Below are 12,661 nucleotides of genomic sequence, written 5' to 3' on the forward strand. Positions count from 1 at the left end.
CGTCTGAATCGATCGCGTGCTTTCAGCCGTTCTTCAGCTTCACGGTCACGACCTTGTTCTGTCCGCCTACACGTTCCACCTCGAGTATGCCGGAAGCCTCCGCCAGATCGCTAAGCCTCGCGTATCCGTAATTTCTGGCATCGAAATCGGCTGACTGCTTCGACAGGTGCGCACCGACCCGCGCGAGGTGGGCTCGGCCATCGTCATCCGCCGACGCTTCCACCGCCTTGCGGAGCATCGCCAGGGCAGCCTTGTCCAGCTTGCCGCTTGCGGCTACGCCCTGCGATGCCGCGCCCTTGTCCGCCTCCGGCTTTACCGTCTTCGGCGTGGATGTTGCCTTTTCCGGGGATGGTTCGGCAACCCCTCCCCCAAGCACATCGACATAGACGAACTTGTCGCACGCAGTGATGAACGGTCTCGGCGTTTTGCGCTCTCCGAAGCCGTAGACTGTCACTCCCTGCTCCCGGATACGTGCGGCCAGTCTCGCGAAGTCGCTATCACTGGACACGATGCAGAAGCCAGAGAAGCGGCCTGTGTAGAGCAGGTCCATGGCATCGATGATCATCGCGCCGTCTGTAGCGTTCTTCCCAGAGGTGTAAGCGAACTGTTGGACGGGCTGGATCGAATGCTCGAGAAGGCACTCCTTCCAGCCATTGAGGTTCGGCTTCGTCCAGTCACCGTAAATGCGCTTGACGCTAGCGGTCCCGTAGGTGGCGATTTCAGCCAGAAGGCCCGAGATCATCTTCGGCGAGGCATTGTCGCCGTCGACTAAAAGCGCGAGCGTATCAGTTGTCATGCATGATGGTCCTTATCTCATATCAGCAACGATACCCCGGATTGCGATACGACGGCAGCGTCAGTCACACGATGTCGGAATAGTACGCAGCCGTCGGATAGTTGACGCAGGTGGGATGGTCGAGGGTCGTCGCGCCTACGGCGCGAAAGCTCCGGGCAGTCTCAATACGCCCTAATGTTGAGAGCATTGAGCACCTCTGGCGTGATGGTTCCCGTAACCTTCAGACCGTAGTCCTCCTGCATTTTCGCCAACGCGACCTTGGACTGCGGGCCGATCTTCCCATCGATCACGCCCTCGTAATAACCGTACAGGCTAAGCGCGTTCTGCACCTGGATCACGATCTGCTTGAACTTGTCCGAGTTCCCCGGAAGGACTTTCAGGTCTTGCTTTAGTGGTACGGCCGACAAATCGCCCGAAGCAGTCGCCGAACTATCCGGCGTGTAATCAGGCTGGGCCTGATATGTACGGGTCTTGGGCAGGACCGGAAGCACCTGCTGAGGTTCATAGAATTTCGGCGTTCGGTAGACGTAGCCGCCGCCACTGGAAGACCGATGACTTGAGTGCGAGCGGTGGCTGGAATGAGAACGATGGCCCGCGAGCGTATAGATGTGTTCAAGCTTCAACCGTTCGAAGATGGAAACCGACAGGCTCTTCTTTTCGACAACGCCCGCGAGCGGCATAGCGTCCGCCTTGGCGGGTAAGAAGCCCGCCGCAAGCAGCGACGGAATCGCGAATATCCTTGTTTTCATAATGGTGAAATCCCCCGAAATCCCTCATCGTGCTTATACCATTCGAAGAAGCCGCCACAAGCTTCGCGCGAACTACAGCCTTCGCAAGACCCTAGATATTTCCGTTTCCAATCGGAAATCGTGGAAGGCGCGAGATGGCGATACGGCTGCGGCACAGAACAAAGCGGAAAATTATAGAGGGCAGCTTCGATACCGCTTGCGCAAACCATGTTGATGGCAGACCTGAGCGCGCTGAAGTCGGACGACGTGTCCATGAAGCTGGACGCCCAATTCATTCGGCCGAACCCGATGCGTTCCATTTGCATCAACGCCCACACCGAGATGAATGGTAGGCGATTGCAGATGTAATTGGACAACGCTGGTAGCTCCGCGAAATTCTGCCGCATGACCACGGTGCGAAGTTCAACGGAAGCCCCGGCCAACATGAGGTTTGAGAGCGAACGCTGCAAGCGCTCAAAAGCGCCCGGTTTCCCGACAATCTGGTCGTGGAGTTCTGGCGATCTGGCGTAAAGAGGGATTCCCCAGAGCACGCGCTCGACGCCAATGCCAGTTAGACGTTCCGCGTCGGCCTCCTCGAAGTGCTGTCCGTTGGTGAGGATATGAAAGCGGACATCCGGCCGTACGACCGCCGCCGCCTCCAAGAACGCGAACATCTTTTCCCTATGCAGCATCGGCTCACCACCGGATAGACCGATGTAAGCACGATTGGGCGCTAGTTCGACCGCTTTGAGAAACTGAGGGAAGAGATCGGCATGATGCTTCTTCGGCGGCTGCGAACACATGACACAGAGCTGGTCGCACTGCTCGGTAACCAGGAAGGTATTGTGTGGCGAGGCAGCCCTGACGAGACGATGCGCGCTGCCCTGTCCCGGTAGAACCATGATGACATCACCGTCAAGGTCGATGCCATCCGGCGCATGGACGACCAACGAAAACCCATTGTAGTCAAACTCGCAGCGCCCGGCGTCACGGTCTACGAGGACGGCATCGTCCTCACCCGAGGCGGCATCGTCCTCACCCGAGGCGGCATCATAGCGGAGCCGTACGACTAAGGGTTCCACGGCTGGAAACGGTTCGATCTTGAGCCGGAGATCGATCATGAGTGCACTTTCGCGATAGCGGGGTCGTACTCCGGCATTCCGGCCCAGATGGCGACGGATTTTTGAACCTTGGGGTCTTGGGAATAGATCAGCTCGAAGACCTTGTCGAAGAGGTGCATATGCCGCTGGCAGAAGTCCGTAGCGTGCTTTGGCATGTCAATGCGACCATAACGGGACAAGTCGTCAACCAGATCGACGCCGCAGAACGCCTGATAGCTACAGTGGACGCAATCCGGGTGGACGTTGTTCGTTGCCTCGGCATTCAGCCCGTCAACCGTCTCGGGAGAAAGACCCGTACGAACGTTTCCCATTGATAGATCGATGCGACCGATGCGCGTGACCATACGGGCTTCGTCAGTCGGATAGAACGCGCCGTCGTGGTCGATAACGAGGTAACTCTGGCCAAGGACATTCGGATTTCTGAGATCAGTATGCCCATTGTGGCCCGATCTAAGCACTCGCCTCAGACAGTGGACGAAATAATATTCTTCCACGGGCTCGTCAGTGGTCCAGTTGTAGTCGATCAACGCATCGATGAATTCCGAATGGTAGGTATTCCATCTTGCCGCGCTGTCCAACGCCTGGAACTGCTTGCGGGCAAACCCCTGATAATTGACGGGTCGCAGGTAGATCGAACGCATTCCGAAGCCCGTGAAGCTTTCGATTACCGAATGCGGGTCTGGAAGGTTCCTTACGTCTATTGTCGGCAATGCTGACACTTTCGAGGGGCCGAGGGCGTCCATGGCGCGGCGCAGGTTGCCGAAGAACTCCGTGGTGCGCTCGGCCGTTATCGTTCGTTGCCGTTGGTGCACTGATGCGTTCGCATCCAGAGAGGTACTGACAAAAGTGTCGTCGGCCGAAACGAAAGCCCACTCACGGGCACCCAACAGGTGGAGATTCGTGCAGACGACGAACTCTACCTCTTCGAAGCGCTCGCGGCAAAACTCCCTCACCCTTTCCAGCAAATCGATCCGGAGAAGCGGTTCGCCGCCTTGAAACTCGACCTTCAGTCTCGTCGTCGTAAGGCTGTCGAGGAACTTCAAGGTCGCCTCGAGCGTCCTCTCGTCCCAGTCGAACCCCGGCGTGTTCTCGTTCACTCTCGACACCTGGCAATATCCGCACGACAGGTTGCAGCGTAGCGTCGGCACCAGGATAATGTAGTCCAGCCCTCCGGGTGCGTAGAGCCGCTTCGCCCAGCGATACATGAATGCATTGAACGAGTGATCGGCGACCTGACGGTAGGCGTGACCGTTTTCCTCTAGGAAGGAAAAGTCGTCGTCGGTGAGCCTGTCTTTCGCGTAGCGCGTCAGGAAATCCTCGTCGGCCCGAAAGAAACCACCCGCGTCGTCTGCGAATAACAAGGTGCCGTCATCCCGTTGCCGGAACTTGAGCGGGAAGACATTCATCGGCCCATCACCCCTTTGACGATGGCTTCGCGAACCGCGAATGTGTCGGCATAGATTTTCTGGCGATAGAGGACAAAGCGGAAGTCGCGGACGGCGGCGTCGATGTCGCCCCCCTCAGCGACCGCGACAGAGAGTGGCGGTCCGCGCTCGACCGACGACCCCGGATAAAGATAGGCGAACCTCGCGAGCGCTGCTTCGAGGTAAGGCATGAACTCGTCGTCAACGTGAACCTCCCGGGCGAGCAATGCACCAGGACCCCCACGTGCATCTCCTGCCGTCGCGCCGCCCGCTTCCGTCTTCACAGGTTTTCCTCGATTGGCTTGTAGCAGGCTTCCAGATTACCAACGTCATCCTTGGATAGGGGGGTCCAATCGGCCCCGGAAAACTCAAAGCGCTCAACGTAGCATTTGTCGTCATCGAGCGATGCCCACTGCGCGATAAGGAGCCTACTCGACAGGCGATATTTCAACGCGAGATACATGTTCTCCTCCCCGCCACGGGGAAAATTGAAGGCCTGCCCCGTGCGATTGCTCGCGACGACGACGAACGAACACCCCGAGCCGCAGCCGACCTGGATTACAGAATACTCTCCCGCAAAACTCGGTCCGGCCTTCATTCCGTTTCTAATCCTTGTCCTGAAGGTCTTGAACGCGGCGTCCCTTCCTCCGAAGTCGGGGTGCTTGGTGCCGCCTGTGTAGATGTCAGAGACGTCGTAGCCGTTATCGACCTTTGCGCTCGCCTCCATCGTTTTCTCGGAAGCTGCTCCCCATGAGATCGGCGTGTATCCAGCGTCGAGTGTCTTGTTCGCTCCCCAGATCGTGTCAGCATACTCGCGCTCGGCGAGTATGAGCGACGTGAGCTTGGCCCGCGGGCCTACGAGATCGGCAAGCTTCGAACTGCCGTTCATGGCCTGCAGAGCTTCCATTTCCGCTGGCGAGATACTGGTGACGAACGTGGCTATCTCGCTGCGGCCGGCGATTTCGTAAGAATTGAGCAATGCCAGCGTACCATCATCCATGATGATAACGGCTGGCCGCTCACCGAACATCAAGCCATTGTGTCCGAACCTGGCGCGCACGTCATCGAGTGTCGTTTCGCCAAACTTGAAACCCTCGAAATCGGAATAGGCTCCCGCGCCTTGGCCGCCCCAGTCGGTCTCCACGTAGACGATTTTCCCGTTCGCACGCAGGAAGGTTGCCGAAAGCGAGTTTCCGCCCGGAAGCGCGAACTTGATAGCCGTGTGGGGACCGAGGGCCTGTGATGAAGTCGGCGAAACACCGAGCTGGTTTAAGGCCGATTTATCACTACCAATGCCGACGCCCGAAAGTGATTGAGCTCGAATATCAGACAGCGGTGTCAACGCAAGCGTGATCGCGATCATCGCGCACCTGGAAAACCCGGTCATTCCCCCGCGCAAACGAGCGCGGCCTAAAGTTCCATTCCTACGCATTCCTTTGGCACCCGCCTCACCCGTGGTAGCGCCATACATACTCGGTTGTGGAAAGGTTGGGTAGTGAGTCAACCACCGCGATAATTGAGGGAACGCAATACATTGCCATCAGATGTCCTGGTCGGAGGCCGTCTATGAAAATGAGGGGGTACCTTCTAAATACCCGAAACACGATCCTGGGGCCACGGACCATTGTGCGGCGATCGATGGTGTTAAGTGGCGGCGGAGATGGAAACCCTATAGCGGCTCTCACTCGACGTGCTCGGCGGCGTCTATGACTACGTATCACACCTTCATGAGACGAATACTGCTGTCGACGATCATGCACGATCCCGATAGCCGCTCCGTCCAGTCGAAGGCGACAGGCACAAAACGCGGCCCGCGTTAAGGATGGTTTCATGCGCCAACAGACTGGGTCCAACGGCGCTTGCCAAACGACAAGCTTGAACAACACGCCTCGATCTCGCACGAAAAATCCGAATGCCACCAGCTATTCGGGAGTATCCAAAACAAATTACGCGTCAGGGTATTGCGGAAGGTAAATAGCCGATCCATCCTGTAATTCGACGACAAAATCCGACGGCATAGCGCTTCCGAATTGCATAGCAGAGACCCCACTTCGATGACATTCCCAGACCGTATCACTATACTGCATGTCAGCGACTTCCATTACAGCGCTCGTAAGCTACGCGATCAAAAGATGGTCGTTGACGCACTCTTGGCGGACATCAAGACGCAGTGCGTTGGCCGAAGACGCCCCGATATCATTTTATTCAGCGGTGATTTGACCAACGGTCCGCCCGTCGACACCCATGACGCAGCCTACGATCTGCTTCTTGATCCGATCCTGAAACTTACAAACACGACGAACGAGCGCCTCTTCATCGTTCCGGGAAACCACGATGTCGAACAGGCTGCCGTCAGCGACTTCAAAGCCGAACACGTCGAATGGCAAGCACACTCCAACGAACTCAGCGTGATTAACGACGCCTTCGACAAGCGCAAATTCAGCGCCGCGCACGACGCGAAGTTTGCCAATTTCCTCAAGCTCCAAAACGCGATTTCGGGAGATCGAGCGGTCTACACCAATCCCTTCTGCTCGATCTACCACATCGATGCATTGAACACCGACATCGTCGTTTTAAATTCCTGCTTCAGCGTTCGGCGCTGCTTGCGCGCCCTCCCGGCTTCGGTCTTCAGCCAGCTAGCGAGTTTGTCGGCGAACGGATCAAGCTTGCTCGGTCGTTCCGGTACCGTGAACGTCGGCTCGATTGTACCAGCACTCAAATACTTCGCGATCGTATTGCGTGACAGCCCGGTGCGCCGGCTGATCTCGCGGATCGACAGCTTCTCGCGCAGCGCCATCCGACGGATGATGTTTAAAAGTCCCATGTGGATCACTCCGTTGCCCCCGTCGCTCACCGCGTTGGGGGAAGGTTCACATGGCTCAATTCTCAATGGAAATTATGCGCCTAACCGGCTCAGTTCTGCGCGGAAACCAACACCTGTTGGAATTCCAGACCCGCTGGCCCGACGGCGGTAGTTTCCGCGGGAAAATCAGGTATCCCGAGCCGGAGGCTATGCCGAACCCGTCTCCAAGGCCCGAGATTTTAAGTAGCTCGGAGTAAGAGGCCCGGCATAGATGCAAGTCTCGGGGAAGGTCAGGCGCAACACCTCGGAGTGGCCGTCGCCGGCCCGCAGCAGGAACGTGCTTCCGTTGCTTGGTCAGCCAGCCGGCGATCACGCGGTTTGCAGCTCGACGGCCGAGCAGCCAGCGCTACCTCGAACCGATCCCCAGCCAATCGCGGCGACGATGCGCAATACAGCGCCATCGGCCGACTTCCGTCGCTGACCTCGAAGGTGAGCTTAGCGGCCGGATCAAGCCGAACGTGATCGGAAACCTTGCGGATGATCGCGGAGAACTTCCCCGCCGGCATGTGGTTCCTGCCGTCCTGGTCTATATCCCAGAGCTGGACGAACATCTCCGACCAGGCTTCCGGATTGGCGCCGCAATCGAGCGCCGAGAATGCACCCGCCTTGACCTCGGTGACATGATAGCCTGCCTTAACCGGCTGACCCTCGTAGACAAACACCAGCGGCGCCTCGGGCGCAGCCGCAAGGCCGTCGAGAAGCTGGCCAAGCGTGATGTCGGACGAAACAGCCTTGTCGATCGCATTCATGTGCGCTACTCCTATTTTTCAATGATTCAAGGATTATTGAAATATGGATGAGCGTCAAGCCCTCACGTCATTCGCAGCCCTGTCGCAGGAAACCCGCCTTGCCATCGTCCGAACGCTCGTCGTCGCCGGACCGGATGGACTGGCCGCCGGGCTGATCGCCGAGCGCATGGGCGTCTCGCCTTCCAATGTGTCCTTTCATCTGAAGGAACTGGAACGGTCGGGCCTCATCGCGCAGCGGCGCGAATCCCGCTCGATCGTCTATAGCGCCAGCTACGATGCGCTGGCCGATCTCGTGAAGTTCCTAATGGAGGACTGCTGCGCCGGCCACCCTGCTATCCGAGAGGGTGTCGAGCGGTCCGATGGCTGCTGCAAGACGGATACCGCCGGGATCAGGGGCGACGTCATTGCGTAGCGCGAATGTTCCCGTCGGCATCGTCGGCGCACTCGGCCTGACCCAGATCATCGGCTACGGCACGCTCTATTATAGCTTCAGCATCCTAGCGCCCGGAATGGCGGCGGATCTCGGCATCACGGTTGCGCAGGTCTTCGCCGTCTTCTCGGCCTCGCTGTTCGTTGGCGGTCTGTCAGCGCCATACATCGGCCGGCAGATGGATCGCATCGGTGCGGCGACGGTTATGGCGATCGGGTCGGCGTTGTCCGCGCTGACCTTGATCTTGTGCGCCTGGTCGCCGTCGGTCGAGATCTTCGCGCTGGCCATTGTCCTGTTGGAGATATCGTCGGGCATGGTCCAGTACCAGGCCGCGTTCGCGGCACTGGTGGAAGCCGATCCTCGGTCCGCATCGCGGAGCATCACCTACCTCACGCTGATCGCCGGCTTCGCCTCCACGATCTTCTGGCCGATCGCCACTGCGCTGCTCGGCTATCTCACCTGGCGCGAGATCTACGTTCTCTATGCCGGGCTCAACCTCGTCCTCTGTATGCCGTGCCACGCCTGGATCATGCGGAAAGGCAAGGTGGCCGCGGCCGGTGGGCAAAGACCGATGCGCGATCCTATCATCGGGGCCATTCCGCGCGAGCGTCGGCGCGGCGCTGTCCTTGCCGTCTCCGCAGCATTCGCGCTCCTCGGCTTCACCCTTGGAGCGATGCTGGCGCATATGGTGCCGGTGCTCTGGTCGCTCGGCTTCGGAGGCGCCGCCGTCGTCATCGGTTCGTTGTTCGGCCCGGCGCAGGTTCTCAGCCGCCTGATCAACATGGTCTTCGGCACGCGGCTCGCACCGCCGGGCCTTGCGGTTCTCTCCGCGGTCTTCATGGTGTTGAGCGTTGTCATTCTGGCGCTGTCCGGCAACTGGCTCCCCGGCGCGGTCGCCTTTTCGATCTGCCTCGGCCTCGGATCGGGCATCAACAGCATCGCACAGGGCAGCTTGCCGCTCTACCTGTTCGGCTCGGATGGATACGGCGCACTCACCGGCAAGATGGCCGCCTCACGGCTAGCTGCCGGCGCTGCGGCTCCCTTCGCCTTTGCGGCGACGATGGAGCAGTTCGGCATAGGCGCGTCGCTCATCTTGAGCGCCGCGCTTGGCTCGATCGGTATTGCGGCGTTTGTCGCGGTGGCGATGGCGACGAAGCGGAACCTCGTCGCCGCGCCGAGCCCGTCAAATTGACCGCAACGATACACGCTTCTCAAGCTCGGCCGCCTGTTCCTTGCGCTCGCTGTAGCGGTCGGTGAGGTAGGCGGAGGCGTCGCGCGTGAGGATGGTGAACTTCACCAGTTCTTCGCAGACGTCCACGACCCGATCGTAATAGGACGAGGGCTTCATCCGGCCATCGGTATCGAACTCCTGATAGGCTTTGGCGACGGAGGACTGGTTGGGGATGGTGATCATCCGCATCCAGCGGCCGAGAATGCGCATCTGGTTCACGGCATTGAAGGACTGGCTGCCGCCCGAGACCTCCATGACGGCGAGCGTCTTGCCCTGCGTCGGCCGGACCGATCCGACCGAGAGCGGAATCCAGTCGATCTGCGACTTCATGATGCCAGTCATCGCGCCATGGCGTTCCGGGCTCACCCAGACTTGGCCTTCCGACCATTGCGAAAGCTCGCGCAGTTCCTGCACCTTCGGATGGGTCCCCGGCGTCTCGTCAGGGAGCGGCAGACCCTTCGGGTCAAAGACACGAACCTCACATCCAAGCCGTTCGAGCAGCCGGCCGGCCTCAAATGCCAGCAGGCGGCTATAGGAGACCTCGCGAAGCGAGCCGTAGAGGATCAGGATACGGGGCTTGTGCGTCGAGAACGAAGGGCGCAGGGCATCGATGTGGGTCGTGCGCAGGTGCTGATCCTGCAAAGCGGGGAACGTGTCAGGCAATGCGCTTTCCTTCCTGGTCGAGAACCTGTTCGCCATCCTCCTTGAAGAACGGTCCCTTGAAGGTGTCGGGCAGGATGTCGAGCACGGCCTCGGACGGGCGGGCCAGCCTCGTACCGAATGGAGTCACGACGAAGGGGCGGTTGATCAGGATCGGTGTCGCGACCATCGCATCGAGCAACTGCTCGTCGGTAAGGTCTGGGTTGTCGAGACCGAGATCCACATAGGGCGTGCCCTTCTCGCGGATGGCTTCCCGGACCGTCAGGCCAGCATCTGCGATCATCGTTACTAGCTGCTCGCGCGTCGGCGGCTCCTGGAGATATTCGACCAAGGTCGGCTCGATCCCGGCCGCGCGGATCCCAACCTTGTCGGCATAGCGCTTGCGTGGATCATCGTATCCGTATCGGTCTTTCTCTGGCGCTCGGCCCGTTCGCGCTCTGCGACCTCCCGCTGAGCGGGGCGCGCCCAAAATCCCCGCAAGTCGTGCGGTTCTATAATGCGCAGAGGCGCAGAATTCCTAAGTTTCGCGCCAAAATTGCCGACGCTGATTTTTCGGGGTAATTCCTGTCGCAGCGGTCAAGTGCAAAAGCCCGGCTTGCGCGACAGGTTTTTGCGATACTGGAAGGCCGCTTCCGCCCTCTGTCTGCCCGAAAGCCGCTATTTCGTTTTCCACCCCAGCGTCGCCGGCTGCCTGCCGCGCATCAGCCGCCCGATACGGACAGCCCCGCGAGAAGCGGCGCGTACGCGGCGAGCCTGCGGGATACGAACTCGGTGAAGAGCCGCACGCGCTTCGTCTTGCGTGTCTCCCCCTGCGTGAGAAGCCAGAGCGTCCCATGCATGGGCAGGTCGGTGCCCGGCACTCTCACCAGCAGGGGGTCGGTATCTCCGATGAAGCACGGCAGCTTCGTCATCCCGATCCCTTGCTGCGCCGCTACGATCTGCGTCTCGGCGTCCGGGGTCCTGAACGGAACCCCCGTGGTACGAACCTCTCCCTCGCGCGCCCAGTTCGGAATTCCATGATTGTCTATGACGATCCACCGGATGGGATCAGGCGCGCCCGCACGCCAGGCGGCTAGTCGATCGCGAGACATGTAGACGCCGCTGAACAGCTCCGGTCCCTTCAGGCCGTGAAGATTGAGCGGCAGGGTCTTGCGGTCGGTGACAATGCGGATCGCGACGTCGGCCTCTCGGTTGGTCAGATTCGCCACCTCGCCGGTCGACAGGATTTCCATCTCGATGTCCGGATGCAGACGCGCGAAGTCGGCGAGATCTGGCATGAGCAGGTGTGTGGCGAGGAACGGTGGAAGCGTCACCCGCAAAAGCCCGCGCGCGCTCTGGTCGCGACCGAAGACGCGCGTCTCCAGCAAATGCGTCGACACTTCCATCTGGTTCGCGAGATCGAGGACCTCCTCGCCCGCAGCCGTCAGGCGGTAGCCCGAAGGCAGCTTTTCGAACATGTGCGCCCCGAGGCGTTCCTCGAGCTGAGCGACGCGTCGCAGCACGGTCGAGTGGTTCACCCCGAGGCGCTTGGCAGCAGCCCGCACCGAGCCTCCGCGCGCGACGGCAAGAAAGTAGCGAACGTCATCCCAGTCGATCATGGTGCAATCCCGCACCGCGGGGTGCGCCTTCCAAAGCCCCTGTCTAACACATCGAACAGCAATATGGGCGGTCATCATAGCCCACGTAGACGAACGTGGTCCAATCAAGAACGGCGGACACCGATCGTCGCGGCCGGACGTCAGTCGTCTAGCCGGATCGATTTCGCACCACCGATATGCATGTTTCCGCACTCAACAACTGACGCCGGCGGACCCATTTCGAGGTTCTCGGGGGCAGATGCTGTCCCGACACCACGAAAGGAGAAGTCATGGGAAAGCTTGAGGGTAAGGTTGCAGTCATCACGGGTGGGGCTACCGGAATCGGGCTCGCCGCTGCAAAGCGCTTCATCGAGGAGGGCGCCTTCGTCTTCATCTTCGGTCGCCGGCAGGAAGCGCTTGACGCTGCTGTGGCCGACCTCGGGCCCAATACCCGCGCGGTGAAGGGCTCGGTCTCCGATCTGGCCGACCTCGACCGACTCTACGCGGCGGTGAAGGCTGAGCGCGGAACCCTCGACATCGTCTTCGCCAATGCCGGGGCGGGAAGCCCGCTTGCGCTCGGTAAGATCACCGCCGAGCACATTGACGAAACCTTCGACACCAATGTGAAGGGTACGATCTTCACGGTCCAGAAGGCCCTGCCGCTGATGGGCCAAGGCGGTTCGATCATCCTGACCGGATCGAGCGCCGGCACCACGGGTGCCCCGGCGTTCAGCGCCTACAGCGCGAGCAAGGCGGCAGTGCGCAACCTCGCGCGGACCTGGGCGGAGGACCTGAAGGGCACCGGCATCCGGGTAAACGTGCTGTCGCCGGGGGCGACGGCGACCGAACTCGCGAAGGAAGCGCTGGGCGAGGAGGGCCAGAAAGCCTTCGCCTCGATGACTCCGCTCCAGCGCATGGCCGATCCGGCGGAGATCGGAGCGGTGGCCGCCTTCCTCGCGTCGTCGGACAGCAGCTTCATGACCGCCAGCGAGGTCGCCGTCGACGGCGGCCTAGCGCAAATCTAACGCGCTACGCACGGCCGGGCGCTCCATTCGATTGTTCGGAGCGCCGTAGGGCGTGAT

The 12,661-nt window shown here is 60.2% G+C and carries 13 protein-coding genes and 2 pseudogenes; 4 read left to right on the forward strand and 11 right to left on the reverse strand.

Annotation, left to right across the window (positions count from 1 at the left end; all coding sequences use genetic code 11):
* Positions 1 to 22: 22 nt before the first annotated feature.
* From AB3G45_RS03710 to AB3G45_RS03735, 6 genes are all read right to left on the reverse strand, one after another.
* Entirely contained in the window at positions 23 to 796 is a 774-nt protein-coding gene (locus AB3G45_RS03710; RefSeq protein WP_367829278.1) for an NYN domain-containing protein, read from the reverse strand.
* Positions 797 to 957: 161 nt separating this feature from the next.
* A complete protein-coding gene (gene hxsA, locus AB3G45_RS03715) occupies positions 958 to 1,545 on the reverse strand; it encodes a His-Xaa-Ser repeat protein HxsA (RefSeq protein ID WP_367829279.1) in 588 nt (195 codons plus the stop codon).
* Positions 1,542 to 2,645, reverse strand: a complete 1,104-nt coding sequence (hxsC, locus tag AB3G45_RS03720; protein WP_367829280.1) for a His-Xaa-Ser system radical SAM maturase HxsC — start codon at positions 2,643 to 2,645, stop codon at positions 1,542 to 1,544. Before hxsC ends, hxsA begins: the two co-directional genes overlap by 4 nt.
* Positions 2,642 to 4,051, reverse strand: coding sequence for a His-Xaa-Ser system radical SAM maturase HxsB (gene hxsB, locus AB3G45_RS03725; protein ID WP_367829281.1), 1,410 nt, complete (start codon positions 4,049 to 4,051; stop codon positions 2,642 to 2,644). Before hxsB ends, hxsC begins: the two co-directional genes overlap by 4 nt.
* Positions 4,048 to 4,353: a hypothetical protein gene (locus tag AB3G45_RS03730; protein WP_367829282.1), complete on the reverse strand. Its 306-nt coding sequence runs from the start codon at positions 4,351 to 4,353 to the stop codon at positions 4,048 to 4,050. The genes hxsB and AB3G45_RS03730 overlap by 4 nt, the downstream gene beginning before the upstream one ends.
* Positions 4,350 to 5,432 carry a hypothetical protein gene (locus AB3G45_RS03735; protein ID WP_367829283.1) on the reverse strand — a complete coding sequence of 361 codons (1,083 nt, stop codon included), beginning with the start codon at positions 5,430 to 5,432 and terminating at the stop codon, positions 4,350 to 4,352. Before AB3G45_RS03735 ends, AB3G45_RS03730 begins: the two co-directional genes overlap by 4 nt.
* Before the next feature lie 691 nt (positions 5,433 to 6,123).
* On the opposite strand from AB3G45_RS03735, the pseudogene AB3G45_RS03740 reads away from it, so the two are divergent.
* Positions 6,124 to 6,474: pseudogene (locus tag AB3G45_RS03740) on the forward strand (metallophosphoesterase); the annotation flags it as partial.
* A 176-nt stretch (positions 6,475 to 6,650) separates the two neighbouring features.
* On the opposite strand, the pseudogene AB3G45_RS03745 reads toward AB3G45_RS03740, so the two are convergent.
* Positions 6,651 to 6,893 (reverse strand): annotated as a pseudogene (locus tag AB3G45_RS03745) (helix-turn-helix domain-containing protein); the annotation flags it as partial.
* 269 nt (positions 6,894 to 7,162) lie between these two features.
* Positions 7,163 to 7,681, reverse strand: a complete 519-nt coding sequence (locus tag AB3G45_RS03750; RefSeq protein ID WP_367829284.1) for a DUF6428 family protein — start codon at positions 7,679 to 7,681, stop codon at positions 7,163 to 7,165.
* Between the two features lie 43 nt (positions 7,682 to 7,724).
* On the opposite strand from AB3G45_RS03750, the gene AB3G45_RS03755 reads away from it, so the two are divergent.
* Positions 7,725 to 8,093: an ArsR/SmtB family transcription factor gene (locus AB3G45_RS03755; RefSeq protein WP_367829285.1), complete on the forward strand. Its 369-nt coding sequence runs from the start codon at positions 7,725 to 7,727 to the stop codon at positions 8,091 to 8,093.
* Positions 8,041 to 9,303 (forward strand): arsenite efflux MFS transporter ArsK, encoded by a 1,263-nt coding sequence (gene arsK, locus AB3G45_RS03760; protein ID WP_367829286.1) that lies wholly within the window; start codon positions 8,041 to 8,043, stop codon positions 9,301 to 9,303. Before AB3G45_RS03755 ends, arsK begins: the two co-directional genes overlap by 53 nt.
* On the opposite strand, the gene arsH is transcribed toward arsK, so the two are convergent.
* The 3 genes from arsH to AB3G45_RS03775 all read right to left on the reverse strand — a co-directional run bounded on the left by arsH (position 9,295) and on the right by AB3G45_RS03775 (position 11,600).
* Positions 9,295 to 10,041, reverse strand: a complete 747-nt coding sequence (arsH, locus tag AB3G45_RS03765) for an arsenical resistance protein ArsH (RefSeq protein ID WP_367829287.1) — start codon at positions 10,039 to 10,041, stop codon at positions 9,295 to 9,297. The genes arsK and arsH overlap by 9 nt on opposite strands.
* Positions 9,998 to 10,360, reverse strand: coding sequence for an ArsC/Spx/MgsR family protein (locus AB3G45_RS03770; protein ID WP_367829351.1), 363 nt, complete (start codon positions 10,358 to 10,360; stop codon positions 9,998 to 10,000). The genes arsH and AB3G45_RS03770 overlap by 44 nt, the downstream gene beginning before the upstream one ends.
* 343 nt (positions 10,361 to 10,703) lie before the next feature.
* On the reverse strand, positions 10,704 to 11,600 hold the full coding sequence (locus AB3G45_RS03775) for a LysR family transcriptional regulator (RefSeq protein WP_367829288.1): 897 nt from the start codon (positions 11,598 to 11,600) through the stop codon (positions 10,704 to 10,706).
* Positions 11,601 to 11,869: 269 nt separating this feature from the next.
* Between AB3G45_RS03775 and AB3G45_RS03780 the strand changes: the two genes are divergently transcribed.
* On the forward strand, positions 11,870 to 12,604 hold the full coding sequence (locus tag AB3G45_RS03780; protein ID WP_367829289.1) for an SDR family NAD(P)-dependent oxidoreductase: 735 nt from the start codon (positions 11,870 to 11,872) through the stop codon (positions 12,602 to 12,604).
* Positions 12,605 to 12,661: the final 57 nt, after the last annotated feature.

This window comes from Shinella sp. S4-D37, from assembly GCF_040812195.1.
Classification (GTDB): Bacteria; Pseudomonadota; Alphaproteobacteria; order Rhizobiales; family Rhizobiaceae; genus Shinella.

What these genes read in the sequence shown, in the direction of transcription:
- AB3G45_RS03710 (WP_367829278.1), bottom strand. Translation starts at nt 796, where the DNA reads ATGACAACTGATACGCTCGCGCTTTTAGTCGACGGCGACAATGCCTCG.
- hxsA (WP_367829279.1), bottom strand. Translation starts at nt 1,545, where the DNA reads ATGAAAACAAGGATATTCGCGATTCCGTCGCTGCTTGCGGCGGGCTTC.
- hxsC (WP_367829280.1), bottom strand. Translation starts at nt 2,645, where the DNA reads ATGATCGATCTCCGGCTCAAGATCGAACCGTTTCCAGCCGTGGAACCC.
- hxsB (WP_367829281.1), bottom strand. Translation starts at nt 4,051, where the DNA reads ATGAATGTCTTCCCGCTCAAGTTCCGGCAACGGGATGACGGCACCTTG.
- AB3G45_RS03735 (WP_367829283.1), bottom strand. Translation starts at nt 5,432, where the DNA reads ATGATCGCGATCACGCTTGCGTTGACACCGCTGTCTGATATTCGAGCT.
- AB3G45_RS03750 (WP_367829284.1), bottom strand. Translation starts at nt 7,681, where the DNA reads ATGAATGCGATCGACAAGGCTGTTTCGTCCGACATCACGCTTGGCCAG.
- AB3G45_RS03755 (WP_367829285.1), top strand. Translation starts at nt 7,725, where the DNA reads ATGGATGAGCGTCAAGCCCTCACGTCATTCGCAGCCCTGTCGCAGGAA.
- arsK (WP_367829286.1), top strand. Translation starts at nt 8,041, where the DNA reads ATGGCTGCTGCAAGACGGATACCGCCGGGATCAGGGGCGACGTCATTG.
- arsH (WP_367829287.1), bottom strand. Translation starts at nt 10,041, where the DNA reads ATGGCGAACAGGTTCTCGACCAGGAAGGAAAGCGCATTGCCTGACACG.
- AB3G45_RS03775 (WP_367829288.1), bottom strand. Translation starts at nt 11,600, where the DNA reads ATGATCGACTGGGATGACGTTCGCTACTTTCTTGCCGTCGCGCGCGGA.
- AB3G45_RS03780 (WP_367829289.1), top strand. Translation starts at nt 11,870, where the DNA reads ATGGGAAAGCTTGAGGGTAAGGTTGCAGTCATCACGGGTGGGGCTACC.